At 73.2% G+C, this 25,667-nt stretch carries 19 protein-coding genes; 11 read left to right on the top strand and 8 right to left on the bottom strand.

Annotation, left to right across the window (positions count from 1 at the left end; genetic code table 11):
- Window positions 1-31 precede the first annotated feature (31 nt).
- Window positions 32-964 carry an SCO2102 family sporulation regulator gene (locus ACIGAN_RS32830; protein WP_399863000.1) on the top strand — a complete coding sequence of 311 codons (933 nt, stop codon included), beginning with the start codon at window positions 32-34 and terminating at the stop codon, window positions 962-964.
- A gap of 45 nt (window positions 965-1,009) precedes the next feature.
- Here the strand turns inward: ACIGAN_RS32830 and ACIGAN_RS32825 are convergent, their stop codons facing one another.
- The 4 genes from ACIGAN_RS32825 to ACIGAN_RS32810 all read right to left on the bottom strand — a co-directional run bounded on the left by ACIGAN_RS32825 (window position 1,010) and on the right by ACIGAN_RS32810 (window position 6,723).
- On the bottom strand, window positions 1,010-2,500 hold the full coding sequence (locus ACIGAN_RS32825) for a phytoene desaturase family protein (RefSeq protein WP_399862998.1): 1,491 nt from the start codon (window positions 2,498-2,500) through the stop codon (window positions 1,010-1,012).
- 476 nt (window positions 2,501-2,976) lie between these two features.
- Window positions 2,977-3,606, bottom strand: coding sequence for a TetR/AcrR family transcriptional regulator (locus ACIGAN_RS32820; RefSeq protein WP_037765744.1), 630 nt, complete (start codon window positions 3,604-3,606; stop codon window positions 2,977-2,979).
- A 47-nt stretch (window positions 3,607-3,653) separates the two neighbouring features.
- The gene (locus ACIGAN_RS32815) at window positions 3,654-5,738 is read right to left on the bottom strand and encodes a YhgE/Pip family protein (RefSeq protein WP_399862996.1); all 2,085 of its coding nucleotides are present in this window, start codon (window positions 5,736-5,738) and stop codon (window positions 3,654-3,656) included.
- Entirely contained in the window at window positions 5,710-6,723 is a 1,014-nt protein-coding gene (locus ACIGAN_RS32810; RefSeq protein ID WP_399862994.1) for an ATP-binding cassette domain-containing protein, read from the bottom strand. The genes ACIGAN_RS32815 and ACIGAN_RS32810 overlap by 29 nt, the downstream gene beginning before the upstream one ends.
- 818 nt (window positions 6,724-7,541) lie before the next feature.
- On the opposite strand from ACIGAN_RS32810, the gene ACIGAN_RS32805 reads away from it, so the two are divergent.
- The 3 genes from ACIGAN_RS32805 (at window position 7,542) to ACIGAN_RS32795 (ending at window position 9,763) form a co-directional block, all read left to right on the top strand.
- A complete protein-coding gene (locus ACIGAN_RS32805) occupies window positions 7,542-8,105 on the top strand; it encodes an SAV_6107 family HEPN domain-containing protein (RefSeq protein ID WP_399862992.1) in 564 nt (187 codons plus the stop codon).
- Between the two features lie 160 nt (window positions 8,106-8,265).
- The gene (locus ACIGAN_RS32800) at window positions 8,266-9,081 is read left to right on the top strand and encodes a methyltransferase (protein ID WP_399862990.1); all 816 of its coding nucleotides are present in this window, start codon (window positions 8,266-8,268) and stop codon (window positions 9,079-9,081) included.
- Window positions 9,082-9,361: 280 nt separating this feature from the next.
- Complete coding sequence (locus tag ACIGAN_RS32795; RefSeq protein ID WP_365092959.1) at window positions 9,362-9,763, top strand: DUF3040 domain-containing protein; 402 nt, start codon at window positions 9,362-9,364, stop codon at window positions 9,761-9,763.
- Window positions 9,764-10,276: 513 nt separating this feature from the next.
- On the opposite strand, the gene ACIGAN_RS32790 is transcribed toward ACIGAN_RS32795, so the two are convergent.
- The 4 genes from ACIGAN_RS32790 to ACIGAN_RS32775 form a co-directional block, all read right to left on the bottom strand.
- On the bottom strand, window positions 10,277-12,658 hold the full coding sequence (locus ACIGAN_RS32790) for a DUF3488 and DUF4129 domain-containing transglutaminase family protein (protein WP_399862988.1): 2,382 nt from the start codon (window positions 12,656-12,658) through the stop codon (window positions 10,277-10,279).
- Window positions 12,658-14,019, bottom strand: coding sequence for a DUF58 domain-containing protein (locus tag ACIGAN_RS32785; RefSeq protein ID WP_399862986.1), 1,362 nt, complete (start codon window positions 14,017-14,019; stop codon window positions 12,658-12,660). The genes ACIGAN_RS32790 and ACIGAN_RS32785 overlap by 1 nt, the downstream gene beginning before the upstream one ends.
- A complete protein-coding gene (locus tag ACIGAN_RS32780) occupies window positions 14,019-15,059 on the bottom strand; it encodes an AAA family ATPase (RefSeq protein ID WP_399862984.1) in 1,041 nt (346 codons plus the stop codon). Before ACIGAN_RS32780 ends, ACIGAN_RS32785 begins: the two co-directional genes overlap by 1 nt.
- Before the next feature lie 278 nt (window positions 15,060-15,337).
- Complete coding sequence (locus tag ACIGAN_RS32775; RefSeq protein ID WP_399862982.1) at window positions 15,338-15,958, bottom strand: beta-class carbonic anhydrase; 621 nt, start codon at window positions 15,956-15,958, stop codon at window positions 15,338-15,340.
- Window positions 15,959-16,177: 219 nt separating this feature from the next.
- Between ACIGAN_RS32775 and rsmH the strand changes: the two genes are divergently transcribed.
- From rsmH to murD, 7 genes are all read left to right on the top strand, one after another.
- Window positions 16,178-17,134 carry a 16S rRNA (cytosine(1402)-N(4))-methyltransferase RsmH gene (gene rsmH, locus ACIGAN_RS32770; RefSeq protein ID WP_365092972.1) on the top strand — a complete coding sequence of 319 codons (957 nt, stop codon included), beginning with the start codon at window positions 16,178-16,180 and terminating at the stop codon, window positions 17,132-17,134.
- A 342-nt stretch (window positions 17,135-17,476) separates the two neighbouring features.
- Window positions 17,477-17,923 (top strand): septum formation initiator family protein, encoded by a 447-nt coding sequence (locus ACIGAN_RS32765; protein WP_365737335.1) that lies wholly within the window; start codon window positions 17,477-17,479, stop codon window positions 17,921-17,923.
- A gap of 5 nt (window positions 17,924-17,928) precedes the next feature.
- Complete coding sequence (locus tag ACIGAN_RS32760; protein WP_365737337.1) at window positions 17,929-19,890, top strand: peptidoglycan D,D-transpeptidase FtsI family protein; 1,962 nt, start codon at window positions 17,929-17,931, stop codon at window positions 19,888-19,890.
- 192 nt (window positions 19,891-20,082) lie between these two features.
- Window positions 20,083-21,603 (top strand): UDP-N-acetylmuramoyl-L-alanyl-D-glutamate--2,6-diaminopimelate ligase, encoded by a 1,521-nt coding sequence (locus ACIGAN_RS32755; RefSeq protein ID WP_399862977.1) that lies wholly within the window; start codon window positions 20,083-20,085, stop codon window positions 21,601-21,603.
- Window positions 21,604-21,631: 28 nt separating this feature from the next.
- Window positions 21,632-23,047, top strand: a complete 1,416-nt coding sequence (murF, locus tag ACIGAN_RS32750) for a UDP-N-acetylmuramoyl-tripeptide--D-alanyl-D-alanine ligase (RefSeq protein ID WP_365737341.1) — start codon at window positions 21,632-21,634, stop codon at window positions 23,045-23,047.
- Window positions 23,047-24,138, top strand: a complete 1,092-nt coding sequence (gene mraY / locus ACIGAN_RS32745) for a phospho-N-acetylmuramoyl-pentapeptide-transferase (protein WP_365093066.1) — start codon at window positions 23,047-23,049, stop codon at window positions 24,136-24,138. The genes murF and mraY overlap by 1 nt, the downstream gene beginning before the upstream one ends.
- Complete coding sequence (murD, locus tag ACIGAN_RS32740; protein ID WP_365737343.1) at window positions 24,120-25,571, top strand: UDP-N-acetylmuramoyl-L-alanine--D-glutamate ligase; 1,452 nt, start codon at window positions 24,120-24,122, stop codon at window positions 25,569-25,571. The genes mraY and murD overlap by 19 nt, the downstream gene beginning before the upstream one ends.
- The last annotated feature ends 96 nt before the right edge of the window (window positions 25,572-25,667 follow it).

Here is a 25,667-nt window from a genome sequence, read left to right as displayed (position 1 = left end):
CTGCGTAACGGCCACTGGGAGAGGGGCGTACATGGGCTGGGCGGTCCTCTACATCGCGTTCGGCATCGTCGCGCTGTGGCTGCTGGGCGAGGTACTGCTGCAGTACAAGGCGCGGCTGCGCTGGCGGCTGCTGGCCTTCGTCGGCTTCCTCGGTGTGGTGGTCGGCGTGCTCATCCCGTCCGTCGTCGTGATCGGACTGGGCGCCGCCGCCTTCGCGGTCGGGCAGACCTACGTCACGCTCTCCTTCCGCAGCGGCTTCGCGGCCGGCTGGGCGGTCAACGCCCCGATGCTCGGCGGCAGCAAGCGCCGGGGCCGCGGTGAGCGCGGCCGCCGGCAGCCGACCCTGGAGGTCTCCGGCCTGGAGGCGGCCGACGGCGGCTACGGCGATGAGCCCGGTGACCACCGCCGCGAGTCCGCCTACGGCCACGACGACGACTACGACCGCGACGATGTCTTCACACCGGCGCGCCCGGGCCGGACCGCCGCCGAGACCACCGCCGTCTACGCGCCGCAGCCCATGCCGGAGGACACCGGCTCCTACGGCGTCTACGCCGACACCGGCTACCCCCGGCCCGAGGTCCCGCAGCACGACCAGTACGCCGCCCAGAACGGCGACCAGTCCTACGCCTACGACTACTCCGGCTACGCCCAGCAGCAGGGCTACGACGCGGGCGGCCAGCAGCAGTACGCCGCCTACTCCGACCCGTACATCGGCTCCTCGCACTACGGCGGGGCCCCGTACGACGGCGGCTACGGCGACCAGCAGTACTACGCCCAGCAGGGGTACGGGCAGGACCAGTACCCCGGGACCCACGGCGGCGAGACCCCGCCTGGCGGCGTGTGGGTGCCGCAGCAGCGCAACACCGACGAGTACGGGCAGGAGCTGCCGCCCGAGCAGGCCTACCCCTACCAGGGCGGACAGCAGCCGCACGGCAACGGCTTCGACGAGCAGTACCGTTTCTGAAGCCCTCTCAGACGTCCTCCCGCCCCCGGACCGGGGCGGAGTCGGTCACTGGGAGCCCCGGAACTCCGGCCCCTCCACGATCAGTCCCGCGACCAGCGCGCCCGACATGCCCGCGTGCGGCAGCCCGCCGCCCGGGTGCGCCCAGCCGCCCACGGTGAACAGGCCGGGCACGCGCGTGCCGTTGGACGGGTGGAGCAGCCGCCCCCCGGCCGCCGCCAGCGCGGGGACGGGCACCGCCCCGCCCTCCGCGCCCGTCGCCTGCGCGATGTCGGCCGGGGTGAGCACCTCCCGCCACAGCAGACGGTCGCGCAGCCCGGGCACGGCCCGCTCGGCGGCCGCGATCATCCGCTCGGCCAGGGCGTCGTGAGGGCCGTCCGGCCGCGCGGGCACCACCGTCGTCAGCGAGACCGCCTCGTGGCCCTCCGGGGCCGACCGCGGGTCGCCGGGCCGCAGCACCGTCACGGTCGGCTGCGCGTCCGGCGCCGCCGTGCCGGACAGGGCCGCCAACTCGGCCTCCCGGTCCGGGGCGTGCACCACGGTGCGGTGCGCCGTGCCCTCGGGGCGGGCGCCGCGCAGGGCGAGCAGGACGGTCAGCCGGCTGGCCGCCGCCGGCTGCGGCGGCACCTCGCCCTCGGCCCGCACCCCACGGCCCGCCGTCAGCCCGTCCAGCACACCGGGCGCGACCCCCGCCACCACGAAGTCGGCCTCGACGGCCGTCCCGTCGGCGAGTTCGATCCCGCAGGCCCGGCCGTCCTTCTCCCGCACGGCGGTGACGTCCGCGCCGAAGTGGAACTCGACCCGCCGCGCCAGGCACCGCTCGTACACCGCCCGGGCCAGCTCGCGCATGCCGCCGCGCACGTACCACGTGCCGAAGGCGTGCTCCATGTACGGCAGGACGGCCGCGCTCGCCGGGGTGGTCCGCGGGTCCAGGCCGTACGCCAGGGCGTACCCCTCCAGCAGAGCCGTGAGCCGGGGGTCGCGCAGCTCCCAGGCGCCGACCTCGGCGAGCGTGCCCGCCCGGCGGGTGCGCAGCAGGCGCTTGTGGGGGACCGCCGGGTAGGGCTCACGCTCGGCCAGCACCTGCCAGTCGGGCCACAAGGGCTCCTCCAGGAGCGGCCGGCGGGTCCGGTCCCAGGCCTCACGGGCCCGGACCAGGAAGTCGCCCCACCGCTCGCCGGCGCCCGCGCCGAGGGCCTCGTCCAGGGCGGCGACGACACCCGCGCGCGAGGCGTTCGGCAGCGACACCGCCGTGCCGTCCGCGAACACGTGCCGGGACGAGGGGTCGACCTGGACCAGCTCGACGCACGCCTCCAGCGGCTCCTTGCCGGTCTTGACGAACAGGTCGCGGTAGACGGCGGGCAGTGGGAGCAGGCCGGGGCCGGTGTCGAAGGAGAACCCGTCCCGCTCGAAGCGGCGCAGCGCTCCGCCGTAGGTGTCCGTCCGCTCGTACACCGCCACCCGGTGGCCCGCGACGGCCAGCCGGGCCGCGGCCGCCAGTGCGCCCATCCCGGCGCCGATCACCGCAATCCGTGCCATGCCAGGGACTTTATCGGCCCCCACCGACCGTCCCGCCGGCCCACCCGGCGAGTACGGGCGCGGACGCGTTCGTGACCAGGCGGCGGCACGGCGGTGTGGGGCCGAGCGCGCAGGACTGAGTACCCGTACCTAGTGGGGGAGTTGAGTACGCGCGCGGATGGGGGACGACCTGCGCGAACGAGAGAGTGGAGACACGGAGAGGGGCTCGGCTCCGGCACCGGCGACACGGGGCGCCGGAACGGGGCCGGCCCGCGATCCGCTCCTTCCGCCGACGGCGTCGGCGGAAGCGAGGCACGGGGGAGAAAACAGGGGGAGAACCGGGGAAAACCGGGGGACGACCGCAACGGGGGTCCTGCGGGGGGGACGTACGGGGGAGCAGGGGAAACGGGGGAGCACGGAAGGCGCCGGTTCGAGGTGGCCCGCGGGGGACGCGGCCACAGCGGACCGGCGCTTTCCCATCGGCGCCGGCCGCGCGGTCAGCGGCAGCCGCTGACCCGCCCCTGGAGCAGCCGCGACAGAGCCGCGTGGACGTCGTCCAGGGAGCGCTCCGGCTGGAAGGACTTCCAGTCGAGCGCGGCCACCAGGACCATGCCGACCAGCGCCGCCGCCGTCAGCGGCACATCGATCTCCTCGCTGAACTCGCCGTTGTCGACACCCTCGCGCAGGACGCCCTCCACGACCGCCACGGCCTCCTGCCGCACCACCATCAGCGTGGACTGCCAGGCCCGGTTGGTGCGCCACAGTTCGGCCACGTAGAGCTGGGTGAAGGCCGGGTAGCGGTCGATGAAGACCAGGCCCGCGCGGATCATCGCGTCCAGCGCGTCCACCTTGCCGCCGCCGTCCCGGGCGGTGCGCTCGGCCGCTTCCCGCAGGGAGGCGGTGAGGAGCCCCACCCCGTGCCGCAGCAGCTCCTCGAAGAGGACGGACTTGCTGGCGAAGTTGTAGTACACCGTGCCCTTCGCGACCCCGGCACGCTCGGCGATCTCGTCCACGGTCGTGGCGGAGAACCCCTGCTCGGCGATGAGCGTGACGGCCGCCTCGTAGAGCTTCTGCCGGGTGGCCTCGCGGCGCGTGCTGCCGCCCGACGCGGCACTGCTGCTTTCCATGGCCCTGATTGTCACAGGAACCTTTCCCGGAGAAGTGACGGAGGCGCTCACAGCGTCAGCTCCGGGTGCAGCCGGTCCAGCGTCCACACCTGGCGCCTGCGGGCCGCCACGGCGGTCAGCGCGAGGGCACCGGCGGTGAACGCCGTCAGCACCACGCACGCGTGCCACACCGGTTCGAGACCACCGCCGGTGATGAGCCGCCGCAGTGCCTCGACGACGTAGCTCATCGGCAGGAAGGGGTGCAGCGCGTTGAAGAAGCCCGGGCTGGTCTGCACGGGGTACGTGCCGCCCGCCGAGGTCAGCTGGAGCATCAGCAGCGCCAGGACGAGGATCCGGCCCGCCGCGCCGAAGCGCGCGTTCAGCCACTGCACGATCGCCGCGAAGCACGCCGTCACCAGGAACAGGAAGCCCACGGTCCCGGCCGCCCGCACCATCTCCAGGCCGACCGCCCAGTGCAGCACCGCCATCAGGGCCACGGTCTGCAGCACCCCGATGGCCACCACTGGCAGCCAGCCCGCCAGCGCGATCCGCCACGCGGGGGCGCCCGCGGCGAGTGCGCGCCGGTTCATCGGCGTGATCAGCATGTACGCCACCATCGCACCCACCCACAGGGACAGCGGGATGAAGTACGGGGCGAATCCGGTGCCGTAGTTGGGCGCCTTGTGCAGGTCCTGGGAGGCGAGCCGCACGGGGTCGGCCATGACCTCGGTGCGCCGGTCGCGGTCCCGCTTGTCGTAGTCGGGGATCTTCTCCGCCCCGTCGTGCAGCCCGCCGGCGAGCTTGCCGGAGCCGTCGACGAGCTTGAAGATGCCGCCGTTGAGGTCGTCCGCGCCCGTCTTCAGCTCCCCGACGCCCTTGTCCAGGTCGACGGCGCCGGTCTTGGCCTTGCCGAGCCCCGAGTGCAGCTTCTTCGCGCCTGCGGCGACCCGGGCGGCCCCGTCGTTCAGCTTGTTGATCTTCTTGACGGCGTCGTCGAGGTCCTCGGAGAGGTGGGGCGCGCGGTCGGCCAGCGCCTGGGACTGCTTCTGGAGGGTGGCGAGGTTCTTGTCCAGCCGGTCCAGGTCGCCGTCCTGGTCCGCGATCAGCGTGTTGAGGTCGTCGGCGATGAGGGTGACGTCGGCGGCCGCTTCCTCGGCCTTCTTCAGGTCGGCGCAGGCGGCGTCGGGCAGGGCGGGTTCCTCGCAGCGCCGGGCGTGGATGTCGCTCAGCGTGCCGGACGCCGCGCGGGCGCCCTTGGCGGCGGTCGGCGCCCGTTTCACCAGGGCGTCCAGGTGCTTGCGGATCACCCCGGAGGAGTCGGCCACGAGCTGGGCCGTGTCGCCGATGGTCTTCTCGTTGCCCTTCAGGAAGGGGCGGACCTTGCCGGCGGTGCCGTTGACCTTGTCGGCGAGCGTCTGCGTGCCGTCCGCGACCCGCTGCGAGCCGTCCTGGAGGTCTCCGGCGCCCTTGGTGAGCTTCTTCAGGGCGCCGGCGAGCCTGCCGCTGCCGTCCTCGGCGTCCTTCAGGCCGTCGGCGAGGTCCTTGGAGCCCTTCTCCGCCTTGCCGATGCCGCCCTTGAGCTTGTCGGCGCCCTTGGCCGCCCGCACGGTCTTGCCGTGGATGTCGGAGAACGACACGAAGATCCTGTCCAGGAACGACCGCGAGGTCTTCGTGGACGCGGCCCGCCGCACCTCGCCGAACACCGTCCGGGAGATCTGCCCGACGATGTAGTTGTTGGCGTCGTTGGTGTGCACCTGGAGCGCGCCGGTCTCCGGGGTGTTCCCGGAGCTGGAGGCGATCCGCTCGCTGAAGTCGGCGGGCATGGTGAGCGACAGGTAGTACGTGCCGTCCTCGACGCCCCTGCGGGCCTCGGCGGCACCGACCTCACGCCAGTCGAAAGTCTTGCTGTCGCGCAGGCCCTTGGTGATGTCGTCGCCCGCCGTGACGCGCTCGCCGCCGGCGGTGGCGCCCCGGTCCTCGTTCACCAGCGCCACGGGGATGCGGTCGAGGCGGCCGTACGGGTCCCAGAACGACCACAGGTACAGCGCTCCGTACAGCAACGGCAGCACCAGCAGTGCCACGAGTGCGGCGCGCGGCAGCTTCCCCCGCCCGAAGCGGCGGAGCTCAAGCGCGGCCAGTCTCGGCGAGCGCATCGGCCTTCCCCTCTCCCTGATCCGCGTCCGCGCGGGCGACGGCCTGCGCGCCCCCGATGTCCCGGCCGCTCCCGCCGACGGGCTGCTCCGCGGAGTCGCGGACCGGCTCGGTGTGCTGGTCGTCTCCGGCGACCTGGTGGCCGGCGGTGTCCTGGTGGTCTGCGGTGTCCGGGGCGGGCTCGGTGTCCGGGGCGCCGTCGGCGGTCCGGTCGTCTCCGGCGGTCCGGTCGCCTCCGGTGTCCGGGATGTCCGCCGCGGGCCCGTCATCGCGGCTGTCCCGGGTGGAGACCCGCAGGGCGTCCCCGGGGGCCTCGCTGCACACCGCGACGACCGTCGTCCCGGCGTCGGCGAGGGACCTGAGCAGGGCCCAGACCTCCTCCCGCTCGTCGCCCGAGAGCTTGAGGTCGGTGTCGTCGACGCCGAGCAGCCGCGGTCGGCCGACCAGCGCGAGCGCGACCGACAGCCGCAGGGCTTCCAGGCGCTCCAGGTCCCGGACGGCGGTGCGCGGCCCCTTGGGCAGGTTCTCCAGGTCGAGACCGGCGGCGGCGAGCGCCTCGTCTACGCGCCGCCCGGCCTCGGCCGCCCGCGCGCCGCGCGGCCGCAGCAGACCGCGCAGGGAATCGCCGAAGCGCCGCTGGAGCAGGGCCCGCTCCCGCAGGTGCTCGCCGACGGTGAGCGCCGGATCCAGGTCGGTGACCCCCGGCACGTGCGCCAGCGCGCTGACCCGGCGCACCGCCGCCATCTGCCGGGGCAGCCGGGCGTCGCCCACCGCCACCGTGCCCTCGGTGACCTTCATCCGCCCCGTCAGCGCGAGCAGCAGGCACGTCCGGCCGGACCCGGACGGGCCCTCGACCGCGACGAGCGCCCCCGGCTCGGCGTCCACGGAGATCCCACGGACCGCCCACCCTCTGGGGCCCTTGATCCCCAGACCCTCGGCGACGATCCGCACTCCTCCCGTCGGTTCCCCCACGAGACTCCCCACCATTTGAACTGACTGGTCAGTGCAAAAATTACCCCGAACCTGGGGACGGGGCAAAACAGCAGGTGAGGGCTGTGATGGCCAGGGTGGACGAGTCCCGTCGGCGGGCGAGGGCGCTCGGGATCTCCGGGAACCGGCTGCCCGTGGGATGGCCCGCGCTCGGCATGGCGCCCACGAATCCGGTGAGCAATGGCGGAAATCATGCACACCGGGATATGTCCTTGGGAGCACTTCGGTGCCATCGACTTCCGGCGGGCTGCGCCGTACGCGATACGGCGCAGCCCGCCGGAATGAGGCTCAGTTACATCCGGACATCTCGTAGACGTTGTCGACGACGACCGTGCTCCCGGACTTCATGTAGGAGTACGCCTCGCCGCATCCGCCGCGCTTCTGATAGACGGGCCCGGCATACAAGCGGTACTTGTTCGAGCCGCTGTACCTGCCGTTTCACCACAGGCAACGGGCTGCGTCGGTGCCGTAGCGTGCGGCGCCCTCGAAGATGCTGCCGGAGCCGCAGTGCCTACATCGGCGGGGCGTGAGCACTCGTGGCGAGAGCCTTCCGGGTATTGCACCTACGGCGTCGACTTCCCGGGCGGGCATATACCGGCTTTGGGTTCTCCTGCCTCTCGGCCATCCCTGATTTCGCCCGCTTTCGCTGCCCGGCCACCGGGAGCGGAAGTCAGGACAGGAACCACGGCTCGGCAGACCTCCCCCGTCAGGAGAAACAGCAGGTCAGAACGGATTGTCAGTGCCATACCTCACGATGGGTCACATACGGCACTCCGTAGCGGACGCGCCGTCACACAGACGACAGGAGGTTCGTCATGGCCAGCTACAACGCAGCAGCCGCCCGCCGGCGCCGCGCGACCGGCCCTGCCCCCTCACTGACCGGCCCGGCGAGCGACGTGCACCCCGTGCTGCGCCGGGCCTCGGCCCCGCCCGCCGCCCTCGACCTGCTCGCCCAGGCCCGCGCCGGTCTCGACGAGGCCACCGTCCTGGAGACCCCCAACGAGCGCTACGCGACGGCGCATCTGGCCGCCCTGCGTACCGCCGCCGCCGTACTCGCCGCCCGGGGCAGGCCGGAGACCTCGCCCCGTGCCCGGGCCAAGATCCGAAGCGCGTGGGAAGTGCTCCCCGAGATCGCACCCGAACTGTCCGAGTGGAGCGCCCTGTTCGCCTCCGGCGCCCGGCGCCGGGCCCGCGCCGAGGCCGGCATCCAGGGCGCGGCCAGCGGCCGGGACGCCGACGACCTCATACGCGACGTGTCGATGTTCCTGCGCCTCGTCGAGCGCATGCTGGTCCTCCAGCCGGTCCTCCCGCAGCCCCGGCCGGACCAGGACCGGCCCGACGGCCGGGGATCGGGGGCGGACATGCCGGACGCGGGCTGACCGGCCGGAGGAGTCCCGGCACCGGCTCATCCCGGGTGCCGGGCCGGAGGCAATAGGGTGGGGGACGCCTGAAGTCTTCCCTCCCCACGGCCGGGGCCGGGAAGGCAGCCCGTTCGCTCCGCCGTGCAAGAGGCGGTGCCGCGCCGAGGAGTCAACTGCCGTGTCGGACCCGATGCGCCCCCGCGCCTCACTCCGTACCGCCGTGGTCTGGGAGGTCCTCCAGGACGCCCTGGAGCGCCGGGTCAAGGCCACGGGCCGGGAGTCGCTGGACGTCCTCGACACAGGCGGCGGCAGCGGCAACTTCGCCGTGCCCGTCGCCCGCCTCGGCCACCGGGTCACCGTCGTCGACCCCAGCCCCAACGCCTTGTTCGCCCTGGAGCGCCGCGCCGCCGAGGCCGGCGTCGCCGACCGCGTCAAGGGCGTGCAGGGCGACGCCCACGGCCTGTTCGACGTGGTGGAGCGCGACGGCTACGACGCCGTGCTGTGCCACGGCGTCCTGGAGTACGTGGACGACCCGGCCGAGGGCGTCCGCAACGCGGTGGCCGCGCTGCGCCCGGAGGGGGTCCTCAGCCTGCTCGCCGCCGGGCTCGGCGGTGCCGTGCTCGCGCGGGCCCTCGCCGGACACTTCAAGGAGGCCAGGCAGGCGCTCGACGACCCGAACGGACGATGGGGCTCGGGTGACCCGGTCCCGCGCCGCTTCACCACCGAGCAGCTCACCGCGCTGGTCGAGGGCGCGGGCCTGCGGGTCGCCGCCGTGCACGGCGTGCGGGTCTTCGCCGACCTCGTGCCCGGCGTCCTCGTGGACACCGAGCCCGGGGCTCTGGAGGCGCTGGTGAAGCTGGAGGAGGCGGCGGCGGAGCTTCCGGCCTTCCACTCGGTGGCCACACAGCTCCATGTGCTCGGTGAGACCGGTGCGGCCGGTGAGACCTCTGAGACCGGTGGGGTCAACGAGACGACTGGGTCCGGCGAGGCCTGAGTCACCTCCCGGGGTACCGCCGCTGATCAGCGGCTCGGCTGGGGATGGAGTACGCCACAGGCCCCCCGAATGGGGGCTTGGCGCCGTATGATCGAGGGAGACCGTTCCGGCATGACGGGTCGGCCGCCGGGGAATGACAAGCCTCAGCGAGCCGGGACGCCCATGGCGGAGACCGGTTGGCCAATTGGCGCAGAGGGGCGGGTTTCACGGGGGCGATTCCCTGCCTATCCTGAAGGGACCCCCCGGGTCGCCCCGGCGACTGCACGATGAGGAGGACTCCGTGCCGCTCTCGGAGCACGAGCAGCGCATGCTCGAGCAGATGGAGCGAGCGCTGTACGCCGAAGATCCCAAGTTCGCGTCGGCGCTTGAGGGAAGCGGGCTGCGTACGTACACCCGGCGGCGGGTCTACCAGGCGGTCGCGGGCTTCCTCGTGGGTATTGCGCTCCTCATGGCCGGTATGGTCGCCAAGCAGGTCTGGCTCAGCGTCGTGGGCTTTCTCGTCATGCTGGGGTGTGCGGTGCTCGCCGTGACCGGCTGGCGCAAGGCCCCCAAGCCGGGGGAACAGGCCGCCGGTGCCGTCGCGGGCCCGCAGGGCCGCCGCCAGGGCCGGCCGCGGCGCTCCATGATGGACCGCATCGAGCAGCGCTGGCAGAAGCGCCGCGACGAGCAGGGCGGTCATTAGCCCCGCGCGGAGCCTGCCCAGGGCCTCATGAACACCTCGTCAGGGGGTGACCACCGAGTCGTGGTCACCCCCTGACGCATGCCGGGGAGTGGGCGGGCAGGCCCGTACGGCTGAAGCCGGCCGGACGCCATCACATCCGGCCGGCTCCAGCCGTACGGGCCCTTCTCGGAACGCCCTGGCGGGAACGGGTACCGGAACCGGGCGGCCCGTCGGGCCCGAAGGGCCGGCTCAGGGCAGCCGCCGTCCAGGGCCACCGTCCGGCAGTTATGGCCCTGCTCCCGCAGGACCGGGCTCAACCCTTCCGGGCCGCCCGTCGGGCTCCGAAGTACCGGCCGCGAGGGCAGCCGCCACCCCGCAGCCGCTGTCCACCAGCCGTCCACTCGGCAGCCGCTGTCCACCAGCCGTCCACTCGGCAGCCGCCGTCCACCGGCCGCCGCCCGGCAGCCGCCGTCCACCGGCCGCCGCCCGGCAGCCGCCGCCCCGCTCCGCGGAACCGCGACCGCCGCCCCGGTCTCAGCCCTGCTTGCCCCAGTTCGGGCGCAGTGCCACGGCTCGTTGCCGGACACCGGACCACCAGTCCGAGGCCGCCCACAGCACCCGTGCCGTGGAGCGCGGGGCGAGGACCGCGCGGAGCCTCGCCGCACGGCTCGCTCCGGCACTCAGGCCCGCCGCCGCACGACGGACGTCGTCCGTCAGCCCGGCCGTGAGCCGGGGGTGCGGCGCGTACAGGACCTGCTCCACCGCGTCCGCCACCCGGTGCACCGACGCCGCCGGCTCGCCGTCGAGGCTGCCCAGCCGGACGATGCGGGCGGCCGCCTTGCGCGGGGTCAGCGACTCGTCCGGCGGGATGCCGAAGTCCCACGCGGTGTCCGTCAGCTCCTGCCAGACGGCGAGCGTGTGCGGTGCCGCGTCCGCCTCGCTGCGGCCGTGCGCCCCCAGGCGGACCGAGCGGGTGCGCAGACGCCACAGCATCGGGGCCAGGGGAAGCGCCACCACGGCGAGCCCGGCCAGGGCCCAGACCAGGAACGCGTACCACGGAGGGCCGTCGCCGCCGGTGGGCAGCGCCGCCTGGGGGGACTCGCTGCCGCAGCCGCCGTCCAGCTTCTTCTGCTCCGGCGTGCAGCTCTCGCTCGCCGAGGGTGCCGCGGACGGCGCGGCGGACGTCGACTGGCTCGGACGCACCTCGTCCGGCACCGAGCTGCCCGGTGTGTCCGGCAGGGTGTACGGCGGGATCGAGCCGCGGTTGGGAGTCGGCTCGAAGCGGGTCCAGCCCACGCCCTCGAAGTACAGCTCGGGCCAGGCGTGCGCGTCGCGCAGCCCCACCGACACCGTGCCGTCCGCCTGGGGGGAACCGGGCGCGAAGCCGACCGCGACCCGGGCCGGTATGCCCAGGGAGCGGGCCATCGCCGCCATGGCGAAGGAGAAGTGCACGCAGAAGCCCTGCTTGTCCCGCAGGAACCGGGCGATCGCCTCCGAGCCGCTGCCGACCTGCACCTGCGTGTCGTACTCGAAGCCGCCGTTCACCGCGAACCAGTCCTGCAGCTTGACGGCCTGGTCGTACGGGTCGGCGGCGTCCGCGGTGACCTGGCGGGCCGTGCGGGCGACGATGGAGGGCAGGGAGTCGGGCAACTCGGTGAAGTCACGCCGGATGGCCTCGGGCGCCGGCCCGGCGGCGGCCAGCTGCTCCGCCGTCGGCTGCACGTCCAGGCTCCTGACCTGGTAGGTCAGGCCCCGCGTGTTCTGGCCGTGGTCGCCGACCAGGGTCATGCCCAGCGGCTCGTACCGCCAGTTGCCGCTGATGCGCACCCCGCTCGGCGGGTACGGCATCGGCAGCCAGTCCTGGGCGTACCAGCCGGCCGCCGATATCGACGTGTCGACCTCCGAGCGCTTGACGTCCGCGGAGAGGCCGATCGGCGTGGGGAACGTGCCGTCGGGGACGGCGGTGATGGACCGTCTCGACGGCTTCCAGGTGGTGCCGTCGAAGTCGTCCAGGGACACGATCCGCAAGTACAGGTCCGAGAGATCCGCCATCTCCGTCTTCACGGACAGCACCTGCCGGTCCTCGTCCGCGTTCAGGCTGTCCCGCAGCGACACCAGCGGGTTCACGGCGGAGATCGTGCCGCCGCCGCCCGAGCCGGCACCCGCGCCCGCGCCCACCGAGTCCAGCAGCCCGCCGTTCATCGTGGGCAGGGCGAGCGGCACCACCAGGGCGATGCCCAGCGCGACCACGCCGATGCGCCGGCCGGTGCGGACCGGGGCGACCGCGCCGCCCGGCTCGCCCGGGCCCGTGCGCGAGGGACCGCCGAAGACCCGGCCCCACTGGGAGAGCCGGTCCCGGCCCTCGGCCAGCAGCAGCATCAGATAGCCGGCCGCCGCGACCAGGAACCACAGCCAGTCGGTGCCCCCGTCGGACAGCCCCGCCGCGACCGAGTACAGCGCGAGCAGCGGCAGACCGGCCGGGGCGGCGCTGCGGAAGGACACGGCGAGGGTGTCCACCAGCAGCCCGATGACCAGCACCCCGCCGATCAGCATCAGCCGGATGCCGTCGGACTCCAGCGGAGCCGGGATCGCGTACCGCGCGATGTCCTGCCCACCCTGCTCGAACAGCAGGATGAAACGCTCGAAGGCCTGGGGCCCGGGGACCAGCCCGGCCAGGGCCTGCTCCCGGGCGAAGACGAAGGTCAGCAGGAACAGCGTCACCAGGGCCTGGGCCGCCACCGTGAGCGGTCGCGCCAGCGGCACCCGGCGGGCCGCGGCGCCCACGCCCGCCTGCACGGCCAGCAGGAACGCCGCCTGCACGATCCAGGTGGCCGGCTCGACCAGGGGCAGCAGGGCGCACGCGGCCATCAGCGTGGCCGCCCACGCGGCCAGCGTCAGTCGTACCCGCCCGCTCATCACGGTCCCTCCCCGCCGCTCGCGGCGGCCACGCCCCGGCGCTCCCGGTCGGCCTGCCGCCACAGCGCGTCCAGCGAGACACCCCGCGGCACGCCGAGGGCCGTCCACCCCGCCTCGCGCAGCATGCGCAGCCGCTCCCCGCTCCCGTCCAACGGACCGGGCACGTCGCCCGGTTCCCGCGTCCAGGTGTCACTGTCCAGGACGAAGGCCACCGCGCCCCCGCTGCGCTGGCGCATCCGGGTCACCACGGCCGCCTGCTCCTCGTCCAGGTCGCCGAGGAAGGCCACCAGCAGCCCCTCGTTCCCGCCGCGGATCACGTCGTAGGCCCGGGACAGGCCCGCGCCGTCGGAGTGGTCGATCACCGCGAGGGTGTCCATCATCAGCCCCGCCGCGTCCGCCGACCCCTGGCTCGCGCCCGCGAAGCCGTCGCCGCCCTCGCCGGGCACCGCGTTGCCGGTGTCGGTCAGCAGCCGTACCGAGAAGCCCCGTTCGAGCATGTGCACCAGCACGGAGGCGGCGCCCGCCACGGCCCACTCGAAGGCCGAGTCCGGGCCCGCGCCCGCGTAGGCGATGCCCCGGGTGTCGAGCAGCACCGTGCAGCGGGCGCGCTGGGGCTGCTCCTCGCGGCGCACCATCAGCTCGCCGTAGCGGGCGGTCGAGCGCCAGTGCACGCGGCGCAGGTCGTCGCCGTAGCGGTAGCCGCGCGGGATCACGTCGTCCTCGCCGGCCAGCGCCAGCGAGCGCTGCCGCCCGTCGCCGTACCCCTTCGCCTCGCCGCTCAGCCGCACCGGCGCCAGCGGCTCCACGCGCGGGATCACGGTCAGGGTGTCGTACGTGGAGAAGGACCGGGTCAGCTCGCACATGCCGAACGGGTCGGTCAGGCGCAGCTGGAGCGGGCCCAGGGGGTAGCGGCCGCGCAGATCGGACCGGACCCGGTAGGACACCTCGCGCCGGCCGCCCGCCTCCACCCGGTCCAGCACGAAGCGGGGCCGGGGGCCGAGCACGTACGGCACGCGGTCCTGGAGCATCAGCAGGCCCGTGGGCAGCCGCGAGACGTTGTCCATCCGCAGGTGGACCCGCGCCTCGCTGCCGGCGGGCACGCGCGCGGGGGCGAGCCGGCGACTGCCCGCGACCCGGTAGCGCGTGCGGTACAGCACCGTCGCGCACACCAGCGGCAGCACCGCCAGCAGCAGGCCGACGCGCAGCAGGTCCGCCTGCCCGAGCACGTACGAGCAGACGGCGGCCGCGACGCCGGCGGCCAGGAAGGAGCGTCCGCGGGTGGTCAGACCGGCCAGGGCGGTGCGGACGCCGCCCTTCTCGCCCCGGTCGGCCTCCGCCTGCCCCGTCCCCGCGGTGCTCATCACAGCCTCCGCGGCGGGTGCGAGGGATAGGTCGGCGCGGTGCGGCCCACGGCGCCGTAGCCGCTCTGCTGCTGGGTCGAGGCCGGCACCGGGGTGCGCTGCAGGATCTCCTCGACGACCTGCTCGGCCGTGCGGCGGTTGAGCTGGGCCTGGGCGGTGGGCAGCAGGCGGTGGGCCAGGACGGCGACGGCCAGGGCCTGCACGTCGTCCGGCAGCGCGTACTCCCGGCCGCTCAGGGCCGCGGTCGCCTTCGCCGCGCGCAGCAGGTGCAGCGTGGCACGCGGGGAGGCGCCCAGTCTCAGGTCGGGGTGCGTGCGCGTGGCGCCGACCAGGTCGACCGCGTAGCGCCGGACCGGCTCGGCCACGTGCACGCCGCGCACCGCCTCGATCAGCTTGAGGATCTCGTGCGCGTGCGCCACCGGCTGGAGGTCCTCCAGCGGGGAGACGCCGCCGTGCACGTCCAGCATCTGCAGCTCCGCCTCCGCGCTCGGGTAGCCGACCGAGACGCGGGCCATGAAGCGGTCGCGCTGGGCCTCCGGCAGCGGGTAGGTGCCCTCCATCTCGACCGGGTTCTGCGTCGCCACCACCATGAAGGGGCTGGGCAGCTCGTAGGTCTTGCCGTCGATGGTGACCTGGCGCTCCTCCATCGACTCCAGGAGCGCGGACTGCGTCTTGGGCGAGGCGCGGTTGATCTCGTCGCCGATCACCACCTGCGCGAAGATCGCACCCGGCTTGAACTCGAAGTCACGGCGCTGCTGGTCCCAGATGGACACACCGGTGATGTCCGACGGCAGCAGGTCCGGCGTGAACTGGATACGCCGCACCGAACAGTCGATGGACCGCGCCAGCGCCTTGGCCAGCATCGTCTTGCCGACGCCCGGGACATCCTCGATCAGCAGATGCCCCTCGGCGAGCAGTACGGTCAGCGAGAGCCGTACGACCTCGGGCTTGCCCTCGATCACGCCTTCCACCGACTCCCGCACGCGCTCCACCACGGCGGTCAGATCAGTGAGGCTCGCTCGATCGTCATAGGTCGTCACCCGGCCCTCCTCGGCCTTTCCCCTGCTCCCAGGAAGCACGGGATACCCCAGTTTCCCGGGCCGACGCCGCATGACGCGGGCCGGCCCACCCCGAACACGGACACCACGCGTGAAAAGTTCCGCGTGAGGCCACTCCCGCATTCTTGCTGCCGTTACCGATTCGTGTCACTCGACTGTGGACAACTGGCCGCGATATGTCGGTCTTACGGCCATTCGAACGCGTGACTGACAGGCTTTCGACAGCTACCCGGGGTTGCCGGACGGGGTGGGCGACCAGGTCAGGAGGCGGGCGAGGCGGGGTCGACCTCGCGCAGCAGGCCGGTCTTCACGTCGAAGACGAAGCCGCGCACGTCGTCGGTGTGCAGCAGGAACGGCGAGGTGCGCACGCGCTGCATCGACTGCCGGACGTCCTGGTCGACGTCCCGGAAGGACTCCACGGCCCACGCCGGGCGCTGGCCGACCTCGGCCTCCAGCTCGTTGCGGAAGTCCTCGGTGAGGCTCTCCAGGCCGCAGCCGGTGTGGTGGATGAGGACCACGCTGCGCGTGCCCAGCTTGCGCTGGCTGATGGTGAGGGAGCGGATCACGTCGTCCGTGACGACACCGCCCGCGTTGCGGATCGTGTGGCAGTCACCGAGTTCGAGACCGAGCGCCGCGTGCAGGTCGAGGCGGGCGTCCATGCAGGCCACGACGGCGACGTGCAGGACGGGGCGGGCGTCCATGCCGGGGTCGGTGAAGGCCTCGGCGTAGCGCTGGTTCGCCTCGACGAGCCGGTCGGTGACGGTGCCGCCGGTGGTCGCGGCGTGGGGGCCAGTGGGAACCGATGCAGAAGTCGTCATAACCATGACGTTACTGGTCACCCGTGTCCTCGTCCCGCTGTGAGAGGGGACAAAGAACGCCATCGGGCCTTGTAGTGAGGTAACCCACAGGGGTGGTGTGGCGTGGGCCTGCGACGCGCAGGCCGGTTGATTGACCGCGAGACAGGGTGGACTAAAGTGACGCGAAGCGGGAGGCGAGACTCTGCCCGCTGGACTGAGTTCTTCGGAGACCCCGGCGACGACCGGGAATCTCCCCGCGTGCGCGGCGCGTACGTACGGGCCCGCCGGATCTGAGAGGGCCCCTTGAGCGAGAGTCGACACGTCCCGGTGATGCTCCAGCGGTGCCTGGATCTGCTGGCACCCGCCCTGGAGGGCCCGGACGCCGTGGTCGTCGACTGCACCCTCGGCCTCGGCGGTCACAGCGAGGCGCTCCTGGAGCGGTTCCCTCACGTGCGCCTCGTCGCCCTGGACCGTGACAAGGAGGCGCTGCGCCTGTCCGGCGAGCGCCTCGCGCCCCACGGCGAGCGCGCCACCCTGGTCCACGCCGTCTACGACGAACTCCCCGACGTGCTGCGCAGGCTCGGCATCGCGCGCGTGCAGGGCGTGCTGTTCGACCTCGGCGTCTCCTCCATGCAGCTCGACGAGGCCGACCGCGGCTTCGCCTACGCCCAGGACGCCCCGCTCGACATGCGGATGGACCAGACGACCGGGGTCAGTGCCGCGGAGGTCCTCAACACGTATCCGCCGGGCGAACTGGTCCGGATCCTCCGGGCCTACGGCGAGGAGAAGCAGGCCAAGCGGATCGTCGGCGCGATCGTGCGGGAGCGGGAGAAGGAGCCGTTCAGCACCAGCGCGCGGCTGGTCGAACTGATCCGGGACGCCCTGCCGCAGGCCGCCAAGCGCACCGGCGGCAACCCCGCCAAGCGCACGTTCCAAGCCCTGCGCATCGAGGTCAACGGCGAACTCGCCGTCCTGGAGCGGGCGATCCCGGCCGCCGTGAAGGCGCTGGACGTGGGCGGGCGGATCGCCGTGCTGTCGTACCACTCCCTGGAGGACCGGCTGGTCAAGCAGGTGTTCGCGGCGGGCGCCGCCACCACCGCGCCGCCCGGGCTGCCGGTCGTGCCGGAGCGCTACCAGCCGCGGCTCAAGCTGCTCACCCGCGGTGCCGAACTCCCCACGGAGGAGGAGATCGCCGAGAACCGGCGAGCGGCACCGGCGCGGCTGCGCGGCGCCCAGCGCATCAGGGAGGACGTCGAGTGAGCCACGGGTGGTCCCGGACCGATGGAACGCGAGTGTGTGACGGGTGGCGGCCGTCCCGGCCGGCCGGAGCGCCGGCGGGCCTGGGGCGACGGTCCCGGCCCGGCGGAGCCCGGATGGGCGATACGTCGACCGGGCCCGGCGGAGCCCCGCTGGGCGACACGTCGTCCCGAGCCGGTGGAGCGTGTGCCGGTGGCCGGGAGGCGTCCCGGGCCGGTGGACCGTGTACCGGTGCCGGGGAGGCGTCCCGAGCTGGTGGAGCGTGCACCGGTGCCCGGGAGACGTCCCGGGCCGGTGGAGCGCCGGCCGGGGGACCGGGGCCAGGGCGGACCCGAAGGGGTGCGTGTGAGCAGTAGACCCGAACTGACCGGCCGGGCGGCGCGTCTGGCGCGGCTCCTGCCCACCGGCCCCGGGCAGGCCGCCCGCACCCCCTTCGTCCTCCTGGTCGTCCTCCTCCTCGGCGGCGGGCTCATCGCCCTCCTCGTGCTGAACTCGGCCGTCAGCGAAGGCGCGTTCCAGCTCGACGACCTCCAGCGCGAGACCAAGAACCTCACCGACGAGGAGCAGGCCCTCCAGCGGGACATCGACGCCTACTCCGCCCCGGAGGCCCTCCAGCGCCGCGCCCGCGAACTCGGCATGGTCCCCGGCGGCGACCCCGCCTTCCTGGGCCCCGACGGCTCGGTCAAGGGCGTCCCCAGCCCCGCCCCCGGCGTCCGGCCGGCCGCCCACGTCCCCCTGGTCCTCGCCCCCGAGGCCATGCCCGACGGCACCGCAACGACCCCCGGCAGGTGACGGAAGTGTCCGACAGGGAACCGCCACGCCGCCGTGTGCCCGGCCCCGCCAGGCCCGCCCGCCCCGACGCCCGGCGCCGGCCCGGGCCCGGTGCCCGGCCGGCCCGGCGGCCCGGACCGGGACGCCCGGCCCCGCCCAAGCCGCTGCGGCTGGGCAGCCCGCGCCCCCGGCTGCGCCTGGTCGGGCTCGCGCTCACCCTCGTGCTGATCGCCTTCGTCGTCCGGCTGTTCCAGGTGCAGGCCGTCGACGCGAGCACGTACGCCGCCAAGGCCGAGCAGAACCGCTACGTGGGGCAGGTGCTGGCCGCCGACCGCGGTGAGATCACCGACCGCTCCGGCGTCGCCCTGGCCACCAGCGAGGACGCCTACGACATCACCGCCGACCCCACCATGTTCGCGCCGGACATGCTGAAGATCGGTGACGGGCCGGAGCGGGCGGCCGCCCTGCTCGCGCCGATCCTCGGGCAGGACCAGGAGACCCTGGTCGACAAGCTGCGGCCGAAGAACAAGGCCCTGCGGTACGTGAAGCTGGCCTCCCGCCAGACCCCGCAGGTCTGGAAGCAGATCAAGGACCTGAAGTCCGCGCTCGCGAAGAAGGAGGAGACGGACAAGTCCGTGCGCAACGTGCTCGCGGGCGTCTTCTCCGTCGCCACCAGCAAGCGCGTGTACCCCAACGGCGACCTCGCCGCTGGGATACTGGGCTGGGTCAACGCCGAGGGCAAGCCCGGCGGCGGCATCGAGCTGCAGCTGGACAAGCAGCTGGCGGGCAAGGACGGCAAGATCCGCTACGCCCAGTCCGGCGGCCGCCTCGTCCCCACCGCGGGAGGCGCCACCGAGACGCCCGCCGTGCCGGGCAGCGACGTCGAGCTCACCATCGACCGCGACATCCAGTGGGCCGCGCAGAACGCCATCACCGAGCAGGTGGAGGAGTCCGCGGCCGACCGCGGCTACGTCATCGTCCAGGACACCCGCACCGGGCAGATCCTGGCCATGGCCAACTCACCCGGGTTCGACCCGAACGACCTGTCCGACGCCGACCCGGCCGCCCTCGGCAACGCGGCCCTGCAGGACGCCTTCGAGCCCGGCTCCACCGCCAAGGTCATGTCGATGGCCGCCGTCCTCCAGGAGCGGGCCGCCACCCCGCTGACCCACGTGGTCGTGCCCAACCGGCTGCACCGCGGCGACCGGCTCTTCAAGGACGACGTCGACCACCCGACCTGGTACCTGACGCTCAACGGCGTCCTCGCCAAGTCCAGCAACATCGGCACCATCCTCGCCACCGGGCAGCTCGGCAAGACCCAGGCCCAGGCCAACAAGGTCCTCTACGACTACCTGCGCCGGTTCGGCCTCGGCAGCTACACCGGACTCGGCTTCCCCGGCGAGACCAAGGGCATCCTCGCCCCGCCCGACAAGTGGTCGACCTCGCAGCAGTACACGATCCCTTTCGGCCAGGGCGTCTCCATCAACGCCATGCAGGCCGCCTCCGTGTACTCGACCATCGCCAACGGAGGCGTCCGCGTAGAACCCACGCTCGTACGCGGCACCAAGGGCCCCGACGGCCGCTTCACGCCCGCCCCGAAGCCCGGCAAGACACGGGTCGTGAGCGCGCAGACGGCGAAGACCCTCGCCCGGATGCTGGAGTCCGTCGTGGACGACGAGGAGGGCACCGGCACCAAGGCGCGCATCCCCGGCTACCGCGTCGCGGGCAAGACCGGCACGGCCAACCGCGTGGATCCGGCCACCGGCAAGTACAGCGGCTACACCTCCTCGTTCGCCGGGTTCGCGCCCGCCGACAAGCCCCGCGTCACCGTCTACTGCGCCATCCAGAACGCCACCCGGGGCAGCTACTTCGGCGGTCAGATCTGCGGTCCCGTCTACAAGCAGGTCATGGAGTTCGCACTGAAGTCCCTCCAGGTCCCGCCGACCGGGGCCGAGCCCGCCAAGCTCCCGGTCACCTTCCGGCGCTGACCCCCAGCGCCGGCCGGCCCTCCGCGCCCGTCCGCACCGAACAGCCAGGAACCACTCGTGACGACGATCACCCCGGACCCCGGGAACCAGAGCACCCCGGGCCCCTCACTTCGCCCGCAGGCGGGTACGCCCGGTACGCTCACCGCCGTGCCACACGCTGATCAGTCCCAAACCACCCAGAAGGGGCATCCCGTGACATACCCCGGGCCGCCCAGGCCGGCGCAGGTCTCCGCCACATCCCTCGCGGAACTGGCCGATCAGCTGGGTGCTCCCGCGCCCCGGGGCGCCGCCGAGGTCACGGGCATCACCCACGACTCGCGCGCCGTGCGCCCCGGCGACCTGTACGCCGCCCTCCCGGGCGCCCGCCTGCACGGCGCTGACTTCGTGAACCAGGCAGCGGGCCTGGGCGCCGCCGCCGTGCTCACCGACCCGACCGGGGCCGAACGCGCCGCCGCGGCGGGCCTGCCCGTCCTGGTCGTCGACGACCCGCGCGGGCAGATGGGCGAGCTGGCCGCCACGATCTACGGCCACCCCGGCCGGGACCTGCTCCAGATCGGCATCACCGGCACCTCCGGCAAGACCACCACCGCCTACCTCGTCGAGGGCGGCCTGAGGACGGTCCGGTCCACCGGCCTGATCGGCACGGTCGAGATGCGCATCGGCGACGAGCGCATCAAGTCCGAGCGCACCACCCCCGAAGCCACCGACCTGCAGGCCCTGTTCGCCGTGATGCGCGAACGCGGCGTCGAGGCGGTCGCCATGGAGGTCTCCAGCCACGCCCTGGTGCTCGGCCGGGTCGACGGCTGCGTCTTCGACATCGGCGTCTTCACCAACCTCAGCCCGGAGCACATGGAGTTCCACTCCGACATGGAGGACTACTTCCAGGCGAAGGCGCAGCTGTTCACCTCGCGGCGCAGCCGACTCGGCGTGGTCAACGTCGACGACGAGTACGGCCGCAGGCTGGCGAAGGAAGCCGGCGTCCCCGTCGTCACCTACTCCGCCGAGGGCCACCCCGACGCCGACTGGCGCGCCGAGGACGTCCGGGTCGGCCGGCTGGACTCGACCTTCACCGTCGTCGGTCCCGAGGGCGAGCGGATCAGCGCCAAGTCGCCGCTGCCGGGCCCCTTCAACGTGGCCAACACCCTGGCCGCGATCGTCGCCCTGGCCGCCGCCGGACTCGACCCGCAGTCCGCCGCCGACGGCGTCGCCGCCGTGCCCGGCGTACCGGGCCGCCTGGAGCGCGTGGACGCCGGGCAGCCGTACCTCGCCGTCGTCGACTACGCGCACAAGACCGACGCCGTCGAGTCCGTGCTGCGCGCCCTGCGCAAGGTCACCGAGGGCAGGCTGCACATCGTCCTCGGCTGCGGCGGCGACCGGGACAGGACCAAGCGGGAGCCGATGGGCGCCGCGGCGGCGCGGCTCGCCGACACCGCCGTCCTGACCTCCGACAACCCCCGTGGCGAGGACCCCCTCGCGATCCTCGCCACCATGCTGCAGGGCGCGGCCTCCGTGCCCGCGCACGAGCGCGGCGAGGTGCAGGTCTTCGAGGACCGGGCCGCCGCGATCGCCGCCGCCGTCGCGCGCGCCGAGCCCGGCGACACCGTGCTGGTCGCGGGCAAGGGCCACGAGCAGGGCCAGGACATCGCCGGTGTGGTCCGTCCCTTCGACGACCGCCAGGTGCTGCGCGAAGCCATCCAGAAGACCCAGGGATGAAAATCCAGAAGACCCAGGGGATGAACTTGTGATCGCCCTCTCCCTCGCCGAGATCGCAGAAGTCGTCGGCGGGCAGACGCACGACATACCGGATCCGTCCGTCCAGGTCACCGGCCCGGTCGTCCGGGACTCCCGCGAGGCGGGGCCGGGCAGCCTGTTCGTGGCCTTCGCCGGTGAGCGCGTGGACGGCCACGACTTCGCGGCGGCGGTCGTCGAAGCGGGAGCGGTGGCCGTGCTCGGCACCCGTCCCGTCGGCGTGCCCGCGATCGTCGTGGAGGACGTCCAGTCCGCTCTCGGCGCCCTCGCGCGGCACGTCGTGGCCCGGCTCGGCGCCACCCTCGTCGCCCTCACCGGCTCGGCGGGCAAGACCAGCACCAAGGACCTCATCGCGCAGGTGCTCCAGCGCAAGGCGCCGACGGTGTTCACGCCCGGCTCGCTCAACAACGAGATCGGGCTGCCGCTGACCGCGCTCAGCGCCACCGCGGAGACGCGGTTCCTCGTCCTGGAGATGGGCGCCCGCGGCATCGGGCACATCCGCTACCTGACGGGACTGACCCCGCCGCGGATCGGGCTGGTGCTCAACGTCGGATCCGCCCACATCGGCGAGTTCGGCGGCCGCGAGCAGATCGCCCAGGCCAAGGGCGAGCTGGTGGAGGCGCTGCCCCCCGAGGCCGAGGGCGGCACCGCGATCCTCAACGCGGACGACCCCTACGTCCGCGCCATGGCCTCCCGAACGAAGGCGAAGGTGCTCCTTTTCGGAGAGTCCGGCGAAGCGGACGTTCGCGCCGAGAACGTGCGACTCACGGACACCGGACAGCCCTCGTTCAGGCTTCACACACCCTCCGGTGCAAGCGATGTGACCATGCGCCTGTACGGTGAGCATCACGTGTCGAACGCGCTCGCCGCGGCCGCCGTCGCCCACGAGTTGGGCATGTCCGCAGACGAGATCGCCCTCGCGCTCTCCGAGGCGGGCTCCCTCTCCCGCTGGCGGATGGAGGTCACCGAGCGCCCGGACGGCGTGACGGTCGTCAACGACGCCTACAACGCGAACCCCGAGTCCATGAAGGCAGCGCTGCGCGCGCTGGTGGCGATCGGCAAGGGGCGTCGCACGTGGGCGGTGCTCGGCAAGATGGCCGAGCTCGGGGACGAGGCTCTCGCCGAGCACGACGCGGTCGGGCGGCTCGCCGTCCGGCTCAACGTCAGCAAGCTCGTCGCGGTCGGTGGCAGGGAAGCCGCCTGGCTGCAACTGGGCGCATATAACGAGGGTTCGTGGGGTGAGGAGTCGGTGCACGTGTCCGACGCACAGGCGGCGGTCGACCTGTTGCGCAGCGAGTTGCGCCCGGGGGACGTCGTGCTCGTGAAGGCGTCCCGTTCGGTCGGGCTCGAGAGCGTTGCCCAGGCGCTGCTGGAGTCCGGTGCCGAGGGTGAGGTTGCCGCCCGATGATGAAGCAGATCCTGTTCGCAGGAGTCATTGGTCTCTTCCTCACGCTGGTCGGCACCCCGCTGCTGATCAAGCTGCTCGCGCGCAAGGGCTACGGCCAGTACATCCGCGACGACGGACCGCGCGAGCACGCCAGCAAGCGCGGTACGCCGACCATGGGCGGCATCGCGTTCATCCTGGCGACGGTGGCCGCGTACTTCCTGGCCAAGGTCATCACGGGCTATGTGGACCCGAAGGCCGACGCGGCGCCGACCTTCTCGGGCCTGCTGGTGCTCGGCCTGATGGTCGGCATGGGCCTGGTCGGCTTCCTCGACGACTACATCAAGATCGTCAAGCGGCGGTCGCTGGGCCTGCGGGCCAAGGCGAAGATGGCCGGCCAGCTGATCGTCGGCATCGGATTCGCGGTGCTGTCCCTGCAGTTCGCCGACAACCGCGGCAACACCCCGGCCTCCACCAAGCTGTCGTTCATCACGGACTTCGGCTGGACGATCGGCCCGGTGCTGTTCGTGGTCTGGGCGCTGTTCATGATCCTCGCGATGTCCAACGGCGTGAACCTGACCGACGGTCTGGACGGTCTGGCCACCGGCGCCTCCGTGCTCGTCTTCGGCGCCTACACCTTCATCGGCGTCTGGCAGTTCCAGGAGTCCTGCGCCAACGCGGGCACCCTGACCAACCCCGGGGCCTGTTACGAGGTCCGCGACCCGCTCGACCTCGCGGTGGTCGCCTCCGCGCTGATGGGCGCCTGCCTCGGCTTCCTGTGGTGGAACACCTCGCCGGCCAAGATCTTCATGGGCGACACCGGTTCGCTCGCGCTCGGCGGTGTGCTCGCCGGCCTCGCGATCTGCTCGCGCACCGAGCTGCTGCTCGCCATCCTCGGCGGCCTGTTCGTCCTGATCACCATGTCCGTGGTGATCCAGGTCGGTTCGTTCCGCCTCACCGGCAAGCGCGTCTTCCGGATGGCGCCACTGCAGCACCACTTCGAACTCAAGGGCTGGTCCGAAGTGCTCGTCGTGGTCCGCTTCTGGATCATCCAGGGCATTTGTGTGATCGTCGGACTCGGCCTCTTCTACGCAGGATGGGCAGCGGACAAGTGACCTCCTCGGAGCCCTTCGACTTCCAGGGCAAGCACGTCACCGTCGCCGGACTCGGTGTCTCGGGCGTCCCGGCGGCCAAGGTGCTGCACGGCCTCGGCGCGCGCGTCACGGTCGTCAACGACGGCGCCGACGAGCGCGCGCGGGCGCAGGCGGCCGAACTGGAGGCGCTCGGCATCACCGTGCGCCTCGGCGACGGCGACACCGTGCCGGAGGGCACCGAGCTGATCGTCACCGCGCCCGGCTGGAGGCCGGACAAGCCGCTGTTCACGGCGGCGGCACAGGCGGGCGTCCCGGTCTGGGGCGACGTCGAGCTGGCCTGGCGCCTGCGCGGACCCGACGCCGCCGACTGGCTGGCCGTCACGGGCACCAACGGCAAGACCACCACCGTCCAGATGCTCGCCTCGATCCTGAAGGCGGCGGGCCTGCGCACCGCCGCCGTCGGCAACATCGGCGTCTCCGTGCTGGACGCGGTGCTCGGCGAGGAGACGTACGACGTCCTGGCCGTGGAGCTGTCCAGCTACCAGCTGCACTGGGCGCCGTCCCTGCGCGCCCACTCGGCCGCGGTGCTCAACCTCGCCCCCGACCACCTCGACTGGCACGGCTCCATGGAGGCGTACGCCAAGGACAAGGGCCGCATCTACGAGGGCAATCGGGTCGCCTGCGTCTACAACGTGGACGCCACCGACAAGCCGTCCACCGAGGACCTGGTCCGCGAGGCCGACGTGGAGGAGGGCTGCCGGGCGATCGGCTTCACGCTCGGCACCCCGGCGCCCTCCCAACTCGGCGTCGTGGAGGGCATCCTGGTCGACCGCGCCTTCGTCGAGAACCGGCACAAGAACGCCCAGGAGCTCGCCGAGGTCGCGGACGTCAGGCCGCCGGCCCCGCACAACATCGCCAACGCCCTCGCGGCGGCGGCCCTCGCCCGTGCCTACGGCGTGCCCGCCCGGGCCGTCCGGGACGGGCTGCGGGCCTTCACCCCGGACGCCCACCGCATCGCGCACGTCGCCGACGTGGACGGGGTCGCCTATGTCGACGACTCCAAGGCGACCAACACCCACGCCGCGGAAGCCTCGTTGGCGGCCTACGAGTCGATCGTGTGGATCGCGGGCGGGCTCGCCAAGGGCGCCGTCTTCGACGAACTGGTCGCCAAGGCCGCGAAGCGGCTGCGCGGGGCCGTGCTGATCGGCGCGGACCGCGCGCTCATCCGCGAAGCCCTGGCGCGACACGCCCCGGAAGTACCCGTCGTCGACCTCGACCGGACCGACACTGGGGCGATGCGCGCGGCGGTCCAGGAGGCACGACGGCTCGCCCGGGCCGGCGATACGGTGCTGCTGGCCCCGGCCTGTGCCTCCATGGACATGTTCGCCGACTACAACAAGCGCGGGGACGCTTTCGCGGACGCCGTTCGCGAACTCGGCTCCGTCGAGGGCTGACCCGGGTCCGCCTCGCCCGGCGGTGACGCCGGGCGTACCTGGGAGGGACGCGTGACACGGATGTGGCTGGTGCCCGAGCGGCCGGGGAGCGTGCGC

The organism is Streptomyces sp. NPDC085931 (assembly GCF_044540565.1).
In the GTDB taxonomy this organism is placed as follows: domain Bacteria; phylum Actinomycetota; class Actinomycetes; order Streptomycetales; family Streptomycetaceae; genus Streptomyces.
The sequence above is the reverse complement of the archived record's forward strand: the minus strand, read 5'-3'. Positions and strand labels throughout refer to the sequence as shown.

Coding starts and splice junctions, on each gene's coding strand:
- ACIGAN_RS32775 (WP_399862982.1), bottom strand. CDS start 15,958: ATGGCGTTCTTTGTCCCCTCTCACAGCGGGACGAGGACACGGGTGACC.
- ACIGAN_RS32815 (WP_399862996.1), bottom strand. CDS start 5,738: ATGCGCTCGCCGAGACTGGCCGCGCTTGAGCTCCGCCGCTTCGGGCGG.
- ACIGAN_RS32805 (WP_399862992.1), top strand. CDS start 7,542: ATGGCCAGCTACAACGCAGCAGCCGCCCGCCGGCGCCGCGCGACCGGC.
- ACIGAN_RS32825 (WP_399862998.1), bottom strand. CDS start 2,500: ATGGCACGGATTGCGGTGATCGGCGCCGGGATGGGCGCACTGGCGGCC.
- murD (WP_365737343.1), top strand. CDS start 24,120: ATGGGCAGCGGACAAGTGACCTCCTCGGAGCCCTTCGACTTCCAGGGC.
- ACIGAN_RS32830 (WP_399863000.1), top strand. CDS start 32: ATGGGCTGGGCGGTCCTCTACATCGCGTTCGGCATCGTCGCGCTGTGG.
- mraY (WP_365093066.1), top strand. CDS start 23,047: ATGAAGCAGATCCTGTTCGCAGGAGTCATTGGTCTCTTCCTCACGCTG.
- ACIGAN_RS32820 (WP_037765744.1), bottom strand. CDS start 3,606: ATGGAAAGCAGCAGTGCCGCGTCGGGCGGCAGCACGCGCCGCGAGGCC.
- ACIGAN_RS32810 (WP_399862994.1), bottom strand. CDS start 6,723: ATGGTGGGGAGTCTCGTGGGGGAACCGACGGGAGGAGTGCGGATCGTC.
- ACIGAN_RS32785 (WP_399862986.1), bottom strand. CDS start 14,019: ATGAGCACCGCGGGGACGGGGCAGGCGGAGGCCGACCGGGGCGAGAAG.
- ACIGAN_RS32790 (WP_399862988.1), bottom strand. CDS start 12,658: ATGAGCGGGCGGGTACGACTGACGCTGGCCGCGTGGGCGGCCACGCTG.